The sequence below is a fragment of the Dehalococcoidia bacterium genome (assembly GCA_003597995.1).
Lineage (GTDB): Bacteria > Chloroflexota > Dehalococcoidia > Dehalococcoidales > UBA1222 > SURF-27.
The window spans coordinates 43,656-62,790 of sequence record QZJY01000030.1 but is presented as its reverse complement, the minus strand read 5'-3'; the positions used below and the strand labels follow the sequence as shown (position 1 = coordinate 62,790).

Below are 19,135 nucleotides of genomic sequence, written 5' to 3'. Positions count from 1 at the left end.
TGTGGATAAAGATTATAGCTCAAAAAGCGCCCAATAAACAACCCATAAAAATGCTCCGACCCCGAAAAGGCCGCGTTGGTGGAAACGAAACGAAGGCGGTAATCTCAGGTTGTGCTTGCTCTTACATGTCCTGGGGTTACTGAAACGAGGGGTTTAGGGCAGGTTTCGAACCTGCCCTCTGCCTGTCGTTCTATATCAACCAACTCCGTTGAGGGGAGAGGGTTAAGGTGAGGGTGAGAGTTCGGTTTTAGAACAGCTTTCTAGCGCACCTGAATGGGGTTCAGGTGATCGGAGTCCCCCAAATATCATTATTAATTCTTTTTGCCCCGAGTTGGTATAAAGTCATAATAATGAAGGTTTATTAAGCCCAACATCATTTCTTTTTTTTCTTCTTTCGCGAGTTCTGTTTTTTTAACATTTTTGCCTTGAATTTTTGTAACTTGGCAAGTTCCCTTTCGCTTTGTTCAGCCCGTGCAGTTGCTTCCTTTGCAATAGTTTCTGCTTGCCGTCGTTTTTCTGCTTCGACATGGGCAATTTCAGAAGAAAGCTGTGCCGCTGCTAATGGCAATTGACTGGGTCTCATACGTGAGAGAATTGCGTCTAACGGTTCACCGTATTTGTTCCCAATAGTCGAATCGTATTGATCTCTGAGTTCTTCAATGCTGAGCTTGGCTTGATCAATTATTCCACCAAAAACGCGCGAAACAGTTTCTTCATCTAAAAGACTTAAGCCTGACTCGGCGAGTCCATAGATAATTCGTTCAAAAGCCTCCTCGACTAAATCTGCACGAGTGATAGTGCCTAAAGTTGATATAAAGCTCAAGAACGCGTCCGGTTGCCATGTGATTGGCTTTCCTCCAATGAGATTGAGGATTGAAGTATTGCTAATGAACCACGACTGTGAGGCAGCTTGAGATAGCATGTGATATTCCCCACTCCGTTCCCTCAACACAATATTATAGGCCTCTGCCTCCGGCTTAGCCTTCTCAAGCGGGTCATTCTGTTGTGCCTGTCCGGAAACTCCAGGTAGTATGTGTTGTGTACCCTGCCGCAACTCTACAATCTTCTTACTATAACTATCGATTGCTGAATAGTGTGAATCATCAAAGCCAGGCCAAGCACTCGGCTCAACAACTTCAATCCCATGTTTCATTAAAGCTTGGGCGATTACTTCCTTACCTATGTCGCCAGGCATACCTAGAGCTTGATACAGATAACTTTGCCAACTGCATGGATTTCCAGCAGCTTGCCATCGGATGAAACCTTCTAAGAATGCATTTGATTTTTCGAAGGGGGCGTCTCCTCTAGCTGCAGCAATAATAACGGGTGAGCTAGCGCCATTTTCTTCGATCCTTTTATCGGCAAAATACAAATGCTCTCTAGTTTCATCGAGAAGGCTATCAATTGTGAATAGTCGGACATCCATGCTGTTAAGCTTCTTCAATGACTCGCGATAGGACTGGTTTGTCAAAGAGCCCAAAGCAAGCGTATGGATTTGTGTGTCTGAGTCGATCAACCATAATGTTTCTTTGGCTATTTTAATTCTCTCAACAGCCAAATCCCCAAATACACCTAACGCATGGAACCCGAAGTACCCTTGAGCGATTCGCCCCAGATAGTCTCGCTGGGCAGCTTCGGCGCGGACAAAAGAGTCGAGTGAAGCTTTGAAAAAAGCCAAGCGCATAACCAGATTGTCATATTTAGTGCTTGCAACTAAAATGAAATGCAAGATTGACTGAGGGACGAATTTGGTTACATTTTTTGAAAATAATAGGCTCGCGAATGTCAAGCCCCCTTTTTCAAAGTACGTAGTTAATGAAGTATCAATGTCAGAAACTAACGATTTTAATTGTGCGTCATTCAAATCTGTAAAGTCGCGGCGTATTCTAAGTTCAAGGGACTGTCTAAACAAGGCTCGGGCGTGTTCGAAAACCTCGCGCTTGGATTGGGATTGCTGGAGTGCTTTCTCAGGCACGGCCAAGCTGCCATCAGGGCGTCTTGATAATATGCCACGCTCAACCGAACGTTGTTCGACTTGGGACAGGAAGTGGGATTCAACGGTTACATCCGGGGGCCAACCGGCCTCTTGTATGGCTCGATGAATGGTGAATCCCTCGATTCCCTTGAGGGCAGGTAATTTGGCTTCGATTGCACTTACTATGATGTCTCTTCTTTTGTTTTCGTAGTCTTGCTGCCCTACCAGTTCGTTGAAAACGAAAAAACCGGCTGCGGATTCATGAGATGTCACTACAGGGATCTGTTGCTGGAGACGCACTATTGTCCGTGGTGGAACACAATCGCTGATACTCTCAAGAATCCTCAGAAGATTCGTGTGCCCATTCTCACCCCCAGGATATCCAATGATGCTAACACGATAATCAGCTTCGAATTTAGTTCTCTCCTGGTATGAAGGCGGGTCGGGCGTTATCCATATAGCAGGATGCTCGAAACCTGACCCTTTCTTTGCAGTCTCAAGCACATGCACAATATTCTTGTCTGAAAGTGAATGCCCAATTACAATCACTCGATGCATTGTGAAGATAGCTGCCATTTTAGAACGCCAATAATCCCACTGGCTTCCATGCGTGATTGATTTATATTGTCCAGTAGTAAGAATGAGGCCATCTTCTGATGTTAGGTCACCGTGTAATTTAACGATAAAACCGGAAGAATCAGAAGCTAGTTGGTTCATATGGTCGCGCGAATTCGAATAAGTTAGGTATGGTTCGCCAAGATGCGATAGATGGTTTTGCAGTTCATTGTCATAATTGGTAGTCATGTAAACAGGTATTGGCCATCTCGCCATAATTTCATAAATCTTGCTCTGTCTTATGGGTTTTAGTTTATTTCTCAACAATTCTAGCAATCGTTGGCTGCCCAAGCCAGCTTTAGTAGCTTCAAATACGCCGGGGTAATCAAATTTGGCGAAGCAAGACTTGGCAGCAGTAAGGTTGGGGTTGTTACCAAGGAGGGTCAACTCTTCTATTGCTGTAGATGCGAGTTCTTTCCAAGTTGGGTATCCCATGTCTATAGAAGGCCCAGAACCGACTAGAAGCCAAGCTTTTCCTGAGTTAAGGTATTCAATCAATCTGGAATCCAAGCGTCACCTCCATTAGGGCTGTTTTGCTAGACCTAGTTGATGAAATCACCTATATGCGAATTATCTTATTTCAGAAAATGTATGCCAGCTACGAACAATTGTCAAGAATCCATTTTTTGTTGATACCCAAATACGAATCGACGGGAAGAGTATTAATGCCGAACGGCCTCACCGCAGAGTGCCTTTAATGGTGAAAACACGACAAACACCCCTCGACTACCCCAAACCGCTGTGCTATCATTTCCCGTTATGGCCAAAGACTATAAGTAAAACGGGCGCGGAACGAATGGTGATAAATCAGCCGAAAATGGTGCAAAAATGAGGAATTTCGGGGCATTTTGGCTCAAATAGAACAGGTTATCCTGCCCGACACAAAACGGAATTAAAAACAATTATTACGCAGAGACCAGGCACGGGGAAAGTGGATTGTTTCATCAAAAAAATATCTTTGCGCAAAACGAATCAATTATCTCCTCTCCCCTTGGGGGAGAGGATTAAGAGCCTGCACTGAGCGAAGCGAATGTGTGAGGGGTAGACCCAGACTTTCACCCTCACTCTTATCTCTCCCCTCAAGGGCGAGATGATTGGTGTAGACATCAGTATGTTGTGATGTTATAATGTTTGTATAAATAAAGCGGGAGGCAATCTATGCCTGGTGTAACTAAAAGAACCACCATCTATCTTGACCCCGATTTGCATAAAGCCCTGCGTTTGAAGTCGGTGGAGGTGTCGAGGTCCGTTTCCGACATCATCAACGAGGCGGTGAAAGTAGCGCTGGCCGAAGACGCCGAAGACATCGCCGCCTTTGAAGAACGCGCGGCTGAGCCGCTATTGAGCTACGAGGACATGGTCAAAAGGCTCAAGCAAGATGGCCGCATATAAAATCTTTTTCAAGGCTTCGGTAGAAAAAGATTTTCGCGCTATACCCCAAAAGGACGCCAGGCGTATCCTGCAGCGCATTAAATCACTGGCACTGGATGCGCGCCCGCGCGGCTGCGAAAAGTTGACCGGGCAGGAGCGTTACCGCATACGCCAGGGCGCGTTTCGCATTGTATATTCGATTCAGGACTATGCGCTCACTGTCTGGATAGTGAAGATTGCCAGCCGCAAGGATGTTTACCGGAGCAAGTAGGGACGGCGTTTTCTGGCAAAGGAAAAGCGCCAGCAATGGCAAAGCAACTCCCCTCAAGGGAGAGATGTTTGGGAACGGGATTGCCACGCTCGTTCCTCGCTCGCAATGACACCGTGATGTGAGAAAAGGTAGGGGCACGGCGCGCCGTGCCCTGTGGGAAAATCCCTCTCCTCGGCAATTCTGCCGAGGTCTCCCTTTTGCGAAAGGGAGAGGGGAAACAATACCGCCCCACCAGATGCTTCAGCCGCCCGTTGCGGCTTCCAGCATGGAATTCAAGGGTGTCCATTCTGGAGGCCATGGTGGATGGCCGAAGAATCTGGAGGAGTGGGGAATCCTCGCCTCATGCGTGAATGGGAGTATAATAGGCCACGAGGAAGGCACTTTATCTTAATTTAATTCATATTCGATAACTGGATGATTACCAAAGACGATCAATATTACGTTTATATCGTGAGCAATAAGAGCAGAACGTTGCTGTATACGGGGTTTACTGGTGACTTGGCGGGAAGGATTTACCAACATAAGAATAAATTGGCTGATGGATTCACGAGCAAATACAACGTTAATATTCTTGTGTACTATGAGGTTTGCGAGAGCCGCGAATCGGCACTAACGCGAGAGAAACAGATCAAAGGATTCCTCAGACAAAAGAAAATTGACCTCATTAGCGGACAAAACCCGCAATGGCTGGATTTATATGACGGGCTGGTCGCTTGACGGCCATTCTGGAGGCAATGAAGGATGACTGAAGAATCCGGTGGAGGGGGATTTCCCTACCCCGCCAGATGCTTCAGCCGCCTGTTGCGGCTTCCAGCATGGATTTAGCCTGTCACCAGCCTCACGAAGCGGCGCTTGCCCACCTTGAGGACCGCCCCGCTCTTTACCTCGCAGCTGGGCGCTTCCACCTTCACCCCGTCCAGCTCCACCCCGCCCTGCGCGATGAGGCGCGACGCCTCGCTCTTGCTCTTGGCCAGCCCCGCGTCCACCATAACCTGCGGGATGGACACGACGCCCCCGGCGATGCGGAACTCGGCTATCTCGTCCGGGGCTTCCTTGTTCTGCACCACGCGCACGAAGGCATCTTCCGCGGTATTCGCGGCGGCGTTGTCGTAAAGCTGCGTGATAATCTCTCTCGCCAGGCGCTTTTTAAGCTGCATGGGGTTGGCGCCGCATTCTATCTCTTTGCGGAACTCTACAAGCTCGGTGTCAGAAACATCGGTCACTAACGTAAAATAGTCCATGATTAACTGGTCGGGGATTGACATAACCTTGCCGAATATCTGCTCCGGGGGTTCGGCCACGCCAATATAGTTGCCCAGGCTCTTGCTCATCTTGTGCGTGCCGTCGGTGCCGACCAGCAGCGGCGTCAGGAACACCTGCTGCGGGCGCTGTCCCACCATGCCCTGCAGCTCGCGCCCCACCAGCAGGTTGAACTTCTGGTCGGTTCCGCCGAACTCCATGTCGGACTCTATCTTGACTGAGTCGTAGGCCTGCAAAAGGGGATACATGAACTCGGTGAGCGTTATGGGCTTGCCTGCCGTGAAGCGCTTGTTGAAGTCCTCGCGCGCCAGGAACTGGGCGATGGTGAAGCGGCTGGTGAGTTTCAGCACGTCCGCCAGGCTGAACTTGCCGAACCACTCGCTTTGCCATCTTACCTCGGTGCGGCTGCGGTCAACTATCTTGAAGAACTGCTGCATGTAGGTCTCGGCGTTGGCCTTCACCTGCTCGTAGGTGAGCATGGGGCGGGTGACGCTCACGCCGCTGGGGTCGCCGATTTGCGCCGTCCAGTCGCCCACGATAAGCACGACCTGGTGCCCCATCTCCTGGAACTGGCGCAGCTTGCGCAGGCCCACCATGTGCCCCAGGTGGATATCGGGGGAGGAGGGGTCGAAGCCTTCCTTGAGGCGCAGCCGGTCGCCCTTTTTGAGGCGAGATACCAGCTCCTCCTCGACGATTATCTCGGCCACGCCGCGCTTGAGCAGGCGGTTGAAATCGATGTTCTTTTCCATGTTACTTCTGGATTGCGTCCAGTCTCTCCTATCCCCGTAAGACTATTCTGTAGAGATTGCTTCGTCGTCCCGCTCACGGCGGGACTCCTCGCAATGACGGTGTAGTATCGGGTAAAGTGAGCAAAAGCTCACTTACCCGATGACATGCACTTATCAATACTCAGCTATGCGCCAGCTTCTTTCTTATCGTCAAGACGTCTTTTTCCATCTGCGTCTTGAGCGCTTCGGCGTCAGGGAACTTCTGCTCGCCGCGCAGTCGCTCTATTATATCAATTTTGAGGCTCTTGCGGTATAGGTCGCCGGTGAAGTCCAGCACGTGCGCCTCCACGATGCGCTCCACGCCGCTAAAGGTGGGGCGGTGGCCGATGAAGGTGGCGGCGGGATGTGCCTTGCCATCGAAATGAGCCACGGCGGCATAAACTCCGTCTAATGGCAGCGCCTGATGCGGGTCGAGGTCGAGATTGGCGGTGGGGAAGCCCAGCTCCGTTCCGCGCCCCTCGCCGGCGATGACGCTGCCCTCCAGGCTGAAGGGACGCCTCAGCATGGCGTTGGCCTTGGCCATGTCTCCGTCCGATAAAGCCTGGCGTATAGCTGTGCTGGAGATAATCTCGCCCATGTATTTGACCGGACCGACCACCTCGGTGCTGAACCCCAGCTTTTTACCCATCTCGTGCAGGGCTTCCAGCGAGCCCTCGCGGTGGCGTCCCAGGGCGAAGTCCCAGCCCAGTATCATGCCCTGCATCTTGAGGTACTGTTGCAGCAACAGCACGAAGGGCTGCGCCCCCAGCTCCGCCAGCTCGTGGGAAAAAGTAAGGGTGATGACGATATCGACGCCCATCTCCTTTATCAATCGGATGCGCTCGGTCAGGCTGGTGAGCGACGGCACGGTCTCGCCGGGCGCGAGCAGCGCCATGGGGTGCTGTCTGAAGGTGATGACGGCGCTGAGCATTTTTTTTACCCTGGCCTGGTCCACCAGTTCTTTTATGAGTGTCTGATGTCCGAGATGCAAGCCGTCGAAGACTCCGATGGAGACCAGCGTGTCCCGTGTCGGGGTAAGGCCGCTCAGTTCTTTTCCTATCGTTCTAAACATATGTCTAAGGATTATACGCTTAGGTCGCGGCGTACATTGCCATATTACTGGTGAGTTTACCGGTTTCGATGGTAGCCATGCCTGTCGTCAATATACTCGTCCAAATAGGGCCCTTTTTAGTAAATGGCGCTTATTATAGCCCCGCTACAGCATTGTGTAAAGAAACATGCCTGTGACAAGTGCTGGGCAAATCCAAGACTGTCTCGCGGAGCCGCATACATGGAATTGCCAGCCATAGGCCACCCATGCTATAATATTATATATCTCAAACGCATTTTCCTCCCATATCTTTCAGGCAATCAGGCATGAAGTATCGAACTTGGAGAGACTTTGTTGTGCCTGGACGGGAAATATTGTTGACAGGCCTCATATAGATATGGTATGATTCTAGCTTGCTTATGACTTCCGTCTATTCGTCCTTTTATTTCCATTTCCCGCACACAGACTTTTGGTTGTAGAACTACGGCCAAATTTTGCCCCTTTTCCTCAGGTTTTTATTAAGGAGTGAGCGTCTTTGGAACAAGCAATTTTCCCCGTCGGAACTAGAGCACCCATGCCGCAACAGTCCTATGCCCACATCTCACAAGTGGTCGAAGTGCCCAATCTCATCGACCTCCAGCTAGCCTCTTTCCAGTGGCTTCAGGAGGACGGCATCAAGCAACTCCTGGAAGAGCTCTCGCCCATCAAGGACTTCACCGGCAACCGCCTGGAGCTCAGCTTCGTGGATTTCGAGTTCAGGGAACCGCGTCTCTCCGAACAGGAGTGCACCCAGCGCGACCAGACCTATTCCATAACACTGTACGTTAAGGCGCGCCTTCTGGTGAAGGGCACGGGTGAAATCAAAGAGCCGTTCGACCTGTTTTTCGGCGACATGCCCATGATGACCGCCCAGGGAACGTTTATCACCAGCGGCACGGAGCGTGTTATCGTAAGCCAACTGCTGCGCTCGCCTGGCGTCTATTTCACCCTGGCCGAGGATGCCGTCAGCGGGCGGCGTATGTGCAATGCCAATCTCATCCCCAGCAGGGGAGCTTGGCTTGATTTCGAGACCAGCACGCGCGACGTCATCTCCGTCAAGATAGACGGCAAACGCAAGATACCCATTACCACGCTGCTGCGCGCCATCGGATTTGCCTCGGACGAGGAGCTGCTCTCCATGTTTGCCGCAGAGGACGACTCTCCCGACCATCAGTTCATCAAGTCCACCATTGACCGCGACCCGTCTATCCGCGACGAAAACGCCGCCCTGATGGATATATACCGCAAGGTGCGCCCGGGCGACCCGCCGAACCTGGAAAATGCCAGGAAGCTCCTGCAGAATATGTTCTTCAACCCCGAACATTATGACCTGGGACTGGTGGGGCGCTACAAGCTCAACCGCCGGCTGGGACTGCCCCCCCAGGCCGAGGGCGAAGGCCGCGCCCTCACCCGCGAGGACATGGCCGAGATTGTGCGCCATATCATCATGGTGAATAACGGCCAGGATCACTCGGACGATATAGACCACCTGGGCAACCGCCGCATCCGCACCGTCGGCGAGCTGATACAGAACCAGTTCCGCCTGGGCCTGATGAGGCTGGAGAGGGTGGCGCGCGAGCGCATGAGCATCCTTTCAGCCGAAGCCCTGACTCCAGGCGCCCTGGTCAATATCCGCCCGGTGGTATCGGCGGTGCGCGAGTTTTTCGGGGGTTCGCAGCTTTCACAGTTCATGGACCAGACCAACCCGCTGGCCGAGCTGACGCACAAGCGCCGCCTGTCGGCCATGGGCCCCGGCGGTCTGTCACGCGAACGCGCCGGATTCGATGTGCGCGACGTTCATTTCTCGCACTACGGCCGCATCTGTCCCATCGAGACGCCTGAAGGCCCCAACATCGGACTCATCGGTAGCTTGGCCACCTACGGCCGCATCAACCGCTATGGTTTTATTGAAACACCCTACCGTAAGGTGAAAAGCGAGCTGGATACTCGCAGTGCCGAGCTGGTGGGGCGCAAACCGCTGGAAGAAGTCAAAGACAGCAAAGGCAAGGTGTTGCTTGAAGCGGGCGTTACGGTCACTAAGGAGGCTTTAGCCAAGCTGGCCAAGCTAGCCGCCCGTTCGGTCAAGGTCACGCCCTTCGTCTCAGTTGAGGCGGAGTATATGCAGGCCGATACCGAGGATAAATACACCATCGCGCAGGCCAACGCCAAACTCGATGAACTGGGCGAGTTCACCGAAGAGCGTGTGGAGGCGCGTTTTGCCGACCAGTACCTCTTCCTGCCGCCCTCGAAGATAGAATACATGGACGTTTCGCCCAAGCAGATATTCAGCGTGGCCGCCTCCCTCATCCCCTTCCTGGAACACGACGATGCCAACCGCGCGCTGATGGGCGCCAACATGCAGCGCCAGGGTGTTCCCCTGGTGCTACCCGAGTCGCCACTGGTGGCTACGGGCATGGAGACCGAGGCCGCCCGTTACAGCGGGCAGGTGCTCTTCAGTAAGGCGGACGGCACGATAGCCTCCGTCACGAGTTCCGAAATCACTGTCGCCACCGGTGATGGCCGCGATGAGGTGTACCAGCTTAAGAAGTTCGTGCGCACCAACCAGGGCACCTGCATCAACCAGCGTCCCATCGTCAGCAAGGGCGAGAAGGTAAAGTACGGGCAGGTGCTGGCCGACAGCTCGGCCACCGAGCGCGGCGAACTGGCGTTGGGACAGAACGTAGTAGCGGCTTTCATGAGCTGGGGCGGCTACAACTATGAAGACGCCATCATCGTCAGCGACCGGCTGGTGGAACGCGACAAATTCACCTCCATCCATATTTCCAAGCACGAAGTGGAAGCGCGGGACACTAAACTGGGCCCTGAAGAGATAACGCGCGATATACCCAACGTGGGCGAGGAGAACCTGCGTGAGCTCGACGAGTTCGGCATCATCCGCGTGGGGGCCGAGGTGGAACCCGGCGATATACTGGTGGGCAAGATTACACCCAAGGGCGAGACCGAACTCTCCGCCGAAGAAAAACTGCTGCGCGCCATCTTCGGCGAAAAAGCCCGTGAGGTAAAAGACACCTCACTGCGCGTGCCGCATGGGGAGTCTGGCAAGGTCATCAATGTGCGCATCTTCTCGCGCGAGGACGGCGACGAGCTGCCAGTGCGCGTCAATAAGTGGGTTCAGGTGTGGGTGGCGCAGAAACGCAAGATATCGGTGGGCGACAAGCTGGCAGGACGCCACGGCAACAAGGGAGTCATCTCCATCGTAGCCCCTGTCGAGGATATGCCCTACCTGCCCGACGGCACACCTGTCGACATCGTGCTCAACCCCATCGGCGTGCCCTCCCGCATGAACCTGGGGCAGATTCTGGAGACTCACCTGGGATGGGTTGGCCAATTACTGGGTTTCAAAGCGGTTACGCCGGTGTTTGACGGCGCTACTGATATCGATATTGAGGACGGCCTGGCTCGCGTCTGGATGGCCCAGCAAGCTAAGGCGCTGGCAATGGACCCGGATAACCAGCTCTCCTCTTTTGATCTGGTAAAAACCAAGGCCTGGATAAATGGCCGAGGCTATGATGCCGAAAAGGCCTTCGACCGCGAACACCGCGGCGAAGCGCGCTTAATCTGCCTCAAGCTGTGGCTTGAAGACCAGGGTGTCGCCAGCCACAAGCTGGGCATTAAAGAAGTGGAAAAACAGGTGCGCCAGCTAAGCGAAGAAAAGAATCTGCCCTCGCCCATCGGAGGCAAGGTCCAGTTGCGCGACGGGCGCACCGGCGAAATGTTCGACCAGCCTGTGACGGTAGGTAACATCTATATGATGAAACTCATCCATCTGGTGGAGGATAAGGTCCACGCCCGCGCCACCGGCCCCTATTCGCTCATCTCGCAGCAACCGCTGGGCGGCAAGGCACAGTTCGGCGGCCAGCGTTTCGGCGAAATGGAAGTCTGGTCGCTCGAGGCTTACGGCGCGGCCCATAATCTTCAAGAGATGCTCACCACCAAGTCCGACGACGTCACCGGCCGTTCCAAGACCTACGAGGCTATCGTCAAGGGCGACGACATTCTGCCGCCGGGCGTGCCGGAATCTTTCAAGGTCCTGGTAAAGGAACTTCAGAGTCTAGGCCTTTCCGTCGAGGTCCTCAACGAAGAAGAAAAGGCCGTATCGGCCGACAAGGTCAAAGAGGCCGGCGAACCTGAGAGGGAGCTCCCCACTCTGGACAGCGCGGCATCCCTGCTGGTCGATCATACGGCGGAAGCTCACGAGGGAGAAAAAGATAATGTTGGAAGTTAATGATTTCGATGCGGTCCGCGTTTCGCTGGCTTCACCGGAACAGATATTGAGCTGGTCCTACGGCGAGGTTACCAAGCCGGAGACCATCAACTATCGCACTCTCAAGCCCGAACGCGACGGGCTTTTCTGCGAGCGCATTTTCGGTCCCATCAAGGACTTCGAATGCGCCTGCGGCAAATACAAGCGCGTAAGATTCAAAGGCATCATCTGCGACAAATGCGGCGTGGAAATCGCCCGCGCCAAGGTGCGCCGCGAGCGCATGGGGCACATCGAACTGGCCTGCCCGGTGAGCCATATCTGGTTCGCCCGCGGCATACCCAGCCGCGTCGGACTGCTTTTAGACCTTTCGGCGCGCAGCCTTGAGCGCGTCATCTATTTTTCGCATTATATAGTGACCTCGGTCGACGAGGAAGCCAGGACCGAAGCCATCCGCCTCATCGAGACGCAGTTCGACTCCGACATGGCGGAGCGCAAGGACAAGATCGAGGGTAAAGTGGCCGACCTGGAGAAGAACAAGGCTACCGTGGAAGAGGTCAACCAGCTAAGGCGGGGCTTCGATACCGAGCGCGCCCGCATGGAGGACGAACTTCCCACGAAAATCGAACAGCTCAAAGACCTGCGCAAGGGGACTCTCCTCACCGAGAACCAGTACCAAGAGATCAAAACGAATTACGGCCAGGTTTTCGAAGCCGGCATGGGGGCTGAGGCGATTCTCAAACTCCTCGGCGCTCTCGAACTGGACGACGTGCGCAGCCAGCTGATACAGGAAACGCATTCTTCATCCGGACAACGCCGCCGCAAGGCTGCCAAGCAATTACAACTGGTGGAGGCTTTCCGCCGCTCGTCCAACAAGCCCTCCTGGATGGTGATAACCGTGCTGCCCGTACTGCCCCCTGACCTGCGCCCCATGGTGCAGCTCGACGGCGGTCGTTTCGCTACCAGCGACCTGAACGACCTCTATCGACGTGTCATCAACCGCAACAACCGCCTGCGCCACCTCATGGAAATAGGCGCTCCGGAGATTATTGTGCGCAACGAGAAGCGCATGCTGCAGGAAGCTGTGGACTCGCTCATCGACAACGGACGCCGCGGGCGCGCCGTCTCGGTCAGCGGCGACCACAAGGCCAAATCGCTCTCAGACATGCTGCGCGGCAAGCAGGGACGCTTCCGCCAGAACCTGCTGGGCAAGCGCGTGGACTACTCCGGCCGTTCCGTTATCGTGGTCGGCCCGAGCCTCAAACTCCACCAGTGCGGACTGCCGCGGCGCATGGCGCTTGAGCTTTTCAAACCTTTTGTCATGCACCGCCTGGTGGTTGACGGGCTGGCCTCCAACATCAAGAGCGCCCGCCGCCTGGTGGAACGCGCCAAGCCGGAGGTTTACGACGTACTGGAACAGGTGGTCAAGGAGCGCCCCGTCATGCTCAACCGCGCCCCGACGCTGCACCGCCTGAGCATACAGGCCTTCGAACCGGTGCTCATCGATGGCAGCGCCATTCAGATTCACCCGCTGGTGTGCACCGCTTTTAACGCCGACTTCGACGGCGACCAGATGGCCGTGCACGTTCCGCTTTCAAAAGCCTCTATCAAAGAGGCGCGCGAGATGATGCTTTCCATACGTAACATGCTGCTGCCCAGTTGCGGCGACCCCGTTGTGGCGCCCACGCTGGACATGGTGTTCGGCTGCTATTACCTGACCACCACCCGGCCCAAGGGCAAAGGCGAGAACATGCGCTTCGGCAGCTTCGAAGAGGCCAAGCTGGCCTGCGATCTGGACGAGGTGGACCTGCGCGCGGAGATAGAAGTGCGCGACGCCAGCGGCAAGCGCATCCGCACCACCGTGGGTCGCATTATTTTCAATGACATACTGCCCAAAGAACTGGGCTTTATCAACCAGAATATCGACAAGGGCGCCCTCAAGAGCCTCATCGCCCGCTGTTACAAGATGCTGGCCTCCGACGAGGGCATGGCAGAAATGCTCGACGGCCTGAAGGAGCTGGGATTCAAATACGCCATGCGCTCCGGTATCAGCATCTCCATGAGCGACGTCGAGGTCCCCGCTGACAAACCCAAGCTGCTGGCACAGGCGGAGGAACGTTCCACGCTCCTCGATAGCCAGCATGCCGAGGGGCTTATCACCGACGACGAACGCTACAAGGGCGTCGTCGACATATGGATGCAGACCACCGACCGCATCAAGCAGGCTATCTCTGGATCCATGAACCGCCAGGGTTCGGTATACATGATGGCTACCTCCGGCGCCAAGGGTAACATCTCTCAGATTACCCAGATGGCCGGCATGCGCGGCCTGATGACCAACCCCTCGGGCAAAATCATCGACTTTCCTATCAAGTCCTCGCTGCGCGAGGGCCTCTCCACGCTGGAGTACTTCATCTCGACGCACGGCGCGCGCAAGGGTCTGGCAGACACAGCTCTGCGTACCTCCGGCTCCGGTTACCTCACGCGCCGCCTGGTGGATGTCACGCAGGATGTTATCGTGCGCGAGGCCGACTGCGGCGATACCATCGGCACCTGGATCGACGAGCCCGCCGAAAAAGGCGTTCTGCCGGTTTTCAGCGACCGCATTATAGGCCGCCTGGCTGCCAGATCCATCGCTGATCCTCGCACGGGTGAGGTCATCGTCGACCGCGACGAAGAGATAGATGAGGCCAGGGCTGCCAGGATAATGGAAGCCGGCATCAAGCGGGTGCACGTACGCGCTCCGCTTTCCTGCCAGTCGCGCCGGGGCGTCTGCCAGAAGTGCTATGGCCGCGACCTGGGACGCGGCAGGCCTATCGATATGTTCACTGCCGTCGGTATCGTGGCCGCCCAGAGTATCGGCGAACCCGGCACGCAGCTCACCCTGCGCACCTTCCATACCGGGGGCGTAGTTGGGCTTGATATCACATCCGGTCTGCCCCGCGTGGAGGAGCTTTTCGAAGCCCGCCCGCCCAAGGCGCAGGCCATCATATCCGAGATAGACGGCGTGGCCGAGATTATCGAAAACGAAGACGGACGCTGGATAACCATCTCCAGTTCCGAGATGTTCCGCGACGAGTATCCTTTGCCCAAGGGCTGGCATGCCCAGGTGAAGGACGGCGCTATGGTGGAGGTCGGCGCGGTGCTGGCCGCCCCCAAGGCGGACAAGAAGGGCAAAACCGACATCACAGCCGAGCCTGTTGTGGCCCGCGTGGCCGGCGAGGTGCAGATAGAGGGCGGCAAGCTGGCTATCCGCTACGAAGAGGCGGATGAGCGCAAGTATGTCGTCCCGGCTGCCACGCATATACGTCTGGTGACCGGCGACCTGGTAAAGGCCGGGCAGCAGCTCACCGACGGCTCCATCAACCCGCAGGACATCCTGTCCGTGCTGGGCAAGGATGCCGTGCAGCGCTACCTGGTGGATGAGGTGCAGAAGGTGTATTGCTCGCAGGGCGTGCACATCAACGACAAGCACATCGAGGTTATCGTGCGCCAGATGCTTTCGAGGGTCCGCATCGATTCGACCGGAGACACGGACTTCATCCCGCGCGAGCTGGTGGACCGCTACCGCTTCGAGGAGGATAATGCCAAGGTGCTGGCCGAGGGTGGCGAACCCGCCACGGCGCAGACGGTGCTGATGGGCATAACTCGTGCTTCGCTTTCTACCGAGAGCTGGCTGGCGGCGGCCTCCTTCCAGGAGACCACCCGCGTGCTCACCGAGGCCGCTATCCACGGCAAGGTAGACCGCCTGGTAGGCCTCAAGGAGAACGTCATCATCGGCAAGCTCATCCCGGCGCGCTGCCATGCCTGCCTGGAAGCCGATGAAGAAGCCCACGCCCTGGCGGCTCAAAAAGAGGCGGCCAAGAAAGAGAACGCGCTACCCTTCTTCGCCGTCGAACCCTCAGGTGACGGCGGAAACGGAGAGCCTTCGACTCCAGCCACCGTATAGGGAGAAACCCAGGAAATCAAAGGGAGCGACTTTTAGGTCGCTCCCTTTTTCTTATGGCGAACACCAGGCCGCTTAGGCCAGTGTTGAAATCGTGACGGCGGAGACCCAGAAGTCGTACGAGGTTGAAGTATTTGTGATAACTAAAACCGTCCAGAAGATTATCAGGCATATCCACAGGAACAGCGCGATGGACCCGCAGATGATACCGGCCAGAGCCATGCCCCTGCCTTCAATGGCAGGCTCTTTCTTTATCTGGTTGAGGGCGATAGCGCCCAGGATTATCGCCGGGATGGAACAGATGGCGAGGGGAGGGATGAATCCGGCAATACCCAGGACGAGAGCGGCAATGGCCAGGCCGCTTGTTTTACGGGCGGGCGTTGCCGCCACTTGAGGCTGCTGAGTCATGCTCTGCTGTGGCACGAGCCTGCTGCCGCACTTATTACAAAATGAACTTTCATCCGGGTTTGGTACGCCGCAATTGTTGCAGTACATCTCGTTTCTCCTTTTTGTTATCCACGACCCGTTCTGCTATTACTTTAGATTATATACGTCGGAGCGTCAACGGTATTATAGTAGAGTTTTATACTGGCCGAAGGGGGCGTATTGAAGATGGGGAGTGGGGACTTATGAGCCTAACTGATGCCCTCTCAAGCTGGTCAAGCCGCAATGACAGTGTGATAGTGTCATTCCGGCGAAAGCCGGAATCCAGAGACTCCATTATCCCAAGATTTCATCCCATAGGTCTTTCCAGTCAGGATTCATACTCTCGATTAGTTCTAGCTTCCACTTTCTGTGCCAATTTTTGAGCTGCTTCTCGCGATTCAACGCTTCATTGACGTCGCCGGTCTGTTCATAATAGACGAGCAAATGAGTTTTGTAGCGTCTTGTGAAACATTCGAATAGGTCGTTACGATGTTCATAGACTCTGCGCGCGAGATTGTTTGTTACACCAGTATACAGAGTGCCGTTGCGCTTGTTGGCCATGATGTAGACATAATATTGTTTGTCGTTTCGATGCATGGCAAGCAAATCTTAAGCTGTCCTGGATTGCGGGTCAAGCCCGCAATGACACTAATATCTCTGAACGCTTGTGCTATAATAGCCTCAAATCATCCGAAGAGGAGAGTACCATAGCGCGCATAATTACGGGCAAGCCGCTGGCTGAAGACGTCTCGCTGGACTCCAACCTGCGCCCTAAAAGCCTGGCGGAGTTCATAGGGCAGGCCAAGATAAAAGATAACCTGGGTATCGCCATCTCGGCGGCCAGAGCGCGCGGCGAAGCCCTCGACCATGTGCTGCTCTACGGCCCGCCTGGCCTGGGCAAAACGACCCTCGCCAACATCATCGCCATCGAGATGGGCGTCAGCATCCGCATCACCTCGGGCCCGGCCATCGAGAGGAGCGGCGACCTGGCGGCCATCCTCACCAACCTCCACGCGCAGGACATACTGTTTATAGACGAGATACACCGCCTGGGGCGTCCTGTCGAAGAGGTGCTTTACCCGGCTATGGAAGAACGGGCACTGGACATTGTCATCGGCAAGGGGCCGACCGCCAAGAGCCTGCGCCTCAAGCTGCCGGCCTTCACTCTCATCGGCGCCACCACGCGCTTCGCCCAGCTCAGCGCGCCATTGCGCGACCGCTTCGGCTCGGTTTACCGCATGGACTTCTACGACGTGCCGTCCATGGAATCCATCGTCAAGCGCTCCGCCCATCTCCTCGGAGTACAGGCGGAGGCTGAGGGGTTGCATGAGATTGCCTGCCGCGCCAGGGGAACACCACGTGTGGCTAACCGCCTGCTCAAGCGCGTGCGCGATTATGCCCAGGTGAAAGCCGACGGCGCTATAACGCGCGAGATTGCTCTGACTGCGCTGGGGCGGCTGGAGGTGGATCCCATCGGGCTGGATGAGATAGACCACCGCCTGCTGCGCAGCATCATCGAGAAATTTGGCGGCGGGCCGGTAGGGCTGGAGACCATCGCCGCTTCCATAAGCGAGGAAGCCGATACCATTATGGACGTCTACGAGCCGTATCTGTTGCAACTCGGTTTTCTCGACCGAACGCCGCGGGGACGCACGGTGATGCCGCTGGCCTACAAGCACCTCGGCATCCCCTACGACAAGAAGAGCCAGCCCGGGCTGTTCTAGCCGTGAAAGTTTCCATTCTCTCATTGTCGGGCTTCTGGAAGCATTGCACAACATGAGAGAAGAAGGATATGACCGAATGGGCATGACCCGAAGAACGTTCCTTAAATTGGCCGGAGGCGCTGTGGGAGCAGCTGCTTTGGGAGCGCTGGGTTTTGGGACATACCAGAACCGTGACCGTATCCCCTTTCTACGCAAGGAGATTGTAGTTCCCCCTACATTTGACAACGCACAGGTGAGTGGCGCGATAGGAAGTAATAACGAGATAAAAATTGATGCGGCCACACTGGACAAAGTTCCCACTCTCCCCTCTGTTGCGACCCCAAAGCATGACATCTATTTGCTGACGCCCTTCCAGAATATTCCGTCCGGTGTCAATATTGCTTATAATAAAAATTTTGGGGGAGATTTTAACCCCGGCGAACTTAGCAATGCCAAAGACCAGAATATAAAAAATAATATAATTTTTGAGAATGTGCCGAAAGACACGGTGATTATTGCTCCTTTTGACGGGCAAATTGAATTTTATGCAAATCCCTCTGACGCCGCGGGAGTGTGTGAAATGGCTAATCTTTTCTATTTTGCCCCGGACGGCGCAGTTCATCAACTTTTGATTGGCGGTCCCTTCCAAGCCTTAATCGATGAAAAGCCTTTCCTGACCGGTCAGATAAATCTTAATGAAGACTCTCTCCTTGTCAGTGTTAATCGGGGGCAGCCCATAGCCAAAACGTTGCAGACAAGAGCTATTGGCTTTACTGCTCAAGCATGGCCAAAAGGACTCGGAACAGCTACCTATTATATCTATCCTGACAACCTTAACCTGATTACCCTGCCCGACGGCTCCGGACAGGAAAAACTGGCAATCTTAACACAGTAGCACCATATGAGGGTTCTAATTCATGCCTGCTGCGCCCACTGCACCGCTTATACCATCGAGCACTGGCGCAGGGAAGGTTACGATGTCACGGCCTTGTGGTACAATCCCAACATCCACCCTTTTACGGAACACAACCTGCGCCTGGAAGCCATGAAAAACCTGTCGCGGAACATGAATTTCCCGCTGGTGGTGGTTGACGGGTACGATTTCAAAGAGTATTTCCGTCGGGTCGCAGGGCATGAGGACGAGCGCTGCGGATATTGTTTCGAGTTGCGTCTCGACAGAGTGGCGAAGAAGGCTAAAGAGCTGGGCATCGAGTCCTTTACCTCCAGCCTGCTCATCAGCCCGCACCAGAAGCATGAACTGGCTAAAGAAATCGGGGAAAAAGTCGCGCTGGAGGCTGGAATCAGTTTCTTGTATGCCGACCTGCGCAAGCGTTACTCCGACAGCCGGCATATCACCAAGCCCATGGAGCTTTACCGCCAGCAGTACTGCGGCTGCATATACAGCGAGTACGAGAGATATGCGGAGCAGGGTTCAGAGCACAAGGAATAAATTGAATGTTTCCCCGTCTGACAATTCGAGTGAGATCCT

13 protein-coding genes are annotated in these 19,135 nt (G+C 54.9%); 8 read left to right on the top strand and 5 right to left on the bottom strand.

Translation table 11 applies throughout. The annotated features are described in order from the left end of the window. Window positions 1–373: 373 nt before the first annotated feature. Window positions 374–3,100, bottom strand: coding sequence for a hypothetical protein (locus C4542_04725; protein RJO62223.1), 2,727 nt, complete (start codon window positions 3,098–3,100; stop codon window positions 374–376). A gap of 648 nt (window positions 3,101–3,748) precedes the next feature. On the opposite strand from C4542_04725, the gene C4542_04720 reads away from it, so the two are divergent. The 3 genes from C4542_04720 (at window position 3,749) to C4542_04710 (ending at window position 4,949) form a co-directional block, all read left to right on the top strand. Then, on the top strand, window positions 3,749–3,982 hold the full coding sequence (locus tag C4542_04720) for a CopG family transcriptional regulator (GenBank protein RJO62222.1): 234 nt from the start codon (window positions 3,749–3,751) through the stop codon (window positions 3,980–3,982). Continuing rightward, on the top strand, window positions 3,969–4,232 hold the full coding sequence (locus C4542_04715) for a type II toxin-antitoxin system RelE/ParE family toxin (protein RJO62221.1): 264 nt from the start codon (window positions 3,969–3,971) through the stop codon (window positions 4,230–4,232). The genes C4542_04720 and C4542_04715 overlap by 14 nt, the downstream gene beginning before the upstream one ends. Window positions 4,233–4,646: 414 nt before the next feature. After that, the gene (locus tag C4542_04710; GenBank protein RJO62220.1) at window positions 4,647–4,949 is read left to right on the top strand and encodes a GIY-YIG nuclease family protein; all 303 of its coding nucleotides are present in this window, start codon (window positions 4,647–4,649) and stop codon (window positions 4,947–4,949) included. 104 nt (window positions 4,950–5,053) lie between these two features. Here the strand turns inward: C4542_04710 and C4542_04705 are convergent, their stop codons facing one another. Together C4542_04705 and C4542_04700 are read right to left on the bottom strand one after the other, a co-directional pair. Further along, window positions 5,054–6,241, bottom strand: coding sequence for a tyrosine--tRNA ligase (locus C4542_04705; protein ID RJO62219.1), 1,188 nt, complete (start codon window positions 6,239–6,241; stop codon window positions 5,054–5,056). Window positions 6,242–6,401: 160 nt separating this feature from the next. Beyond that, window positions 6,402–7,331, bottom strand: a complete 930-nt coding sequence (locus tag C4542_04700) for a bifunctional riboflavin kinase/FAD synthetase (GenBank protein ID RJO62218.1) — start codon at window positions 7,329–7,331, stop codon at window positions 6,402–6,404. A gap of 553 nt (window positions 7,332–7,884) precedes the next feature. On the opposite strand from C4542_04700, the gene C4542_04695 reads away from it, so the two are divergent. Next, window positions 7,885–11,595: a DNA-directed RNA polymerase subunit beta gene (locus C4542_04695; GenBank protein RJO62234.1), complete on the top strand. Its 3,711-nt coding sequence runs from the start codon at window positions 7,885–7,887 to the stop codon at window positions 11,593–11,595. Further along, window positions 11,582–15,520: a DNA-directed RNA polymerase subunit beta' gene (gene rpoC / locus C4542_04690; GenBank protein ID RJO62217.1), complete on the top strand. Its 3,939-nt coding sequence runs from the start codon at window positions 11,582–11,584 to the stop codon at window positions 15,518–15,520. Before C4542_04695 ends, rpoC begins: the two co-directional genes overlap by 14 nt. A 72-nt stretch (window positions 15,521–15,592) precedes the next feature. Here the strand turns inward: rpoC and C4542_04685 are convergent, their stop codons facing one another. Together C4542_04685 and C4542_04680 are read right to left on the bottom strand one after the other, a co-directional pair. Next, entirely contained in the window at window positions 15,593–16,012 is a 420-nt protein-coding gene (locus C4542_04685) for a DUF4190 domain-containing protein (GenBank protein RJO62233.1), read from the bottom strand. A 225-nt stretch (window positions 16,013–16,237) separates the two neighbouring features. Further along, the gene (locus C4542_04680; GenBank protein ID RJO62232.1) at window positions 16,238–16,540 is read right to left on the bottom strand and encodes a GIY-YIG nuclease family protein; all 303 of its coding nucleotides are present in this window, start codon (window positions 16,538–16,540) and stop codon (window positions 16,238–16,240) included. A gap of 68 nt (window positions 16,541–16,608) precedes the next feature. Between C4542_04680 and ruvB the strand changes: the two genes are divergently transcribed. From ruvB to C4542_04665, 3 genes are read left to right on the top strand one after another with little or no spacing between them, the layout of a single operon-like run. Then, on the top strand, window positions 16,609–17,667 hold the full coding sequence (ruvB, locus tag C4542_04675) for a Holliday junction branch migration DNA helicase RuvB (protein ID RJO62216.1): 1,059 nt from the start codon (window positions 16,609–16,611) through the stop codon (window positions 17,665–17,667). 52 nt (window positions 17,668–17,719) lie between these two features. After that, the gene (locus tag C4542_04670) at window positions 17,720–18,541 is read left to right on the top strand and encodes a twin-arginine translocation signal domain-containing protein (GenBank protein ID RJO62215.1); all 822 of its coding nucleotides are present in this window, start codon (window positions 17,720–17,722) and stop codon (window positions 18,539–18,541) included. 6 nt (window positions 18,542–18,547) lie between these two features. Further along, window positions 18,548–19,096 carry a hypothetical protein gene (locus C4542_04665; GenBank protein ID RJO62214.1) on the top strand — a complete coding sequence of 183 codons (549 nt, stop codon included), beginning with the start codon at window positions 18,548–18,550 and terminating at the stop codon, window positions 19,094–19,096. Window positions 19,097–19,135: the final 39 nt, after the last annotated feature.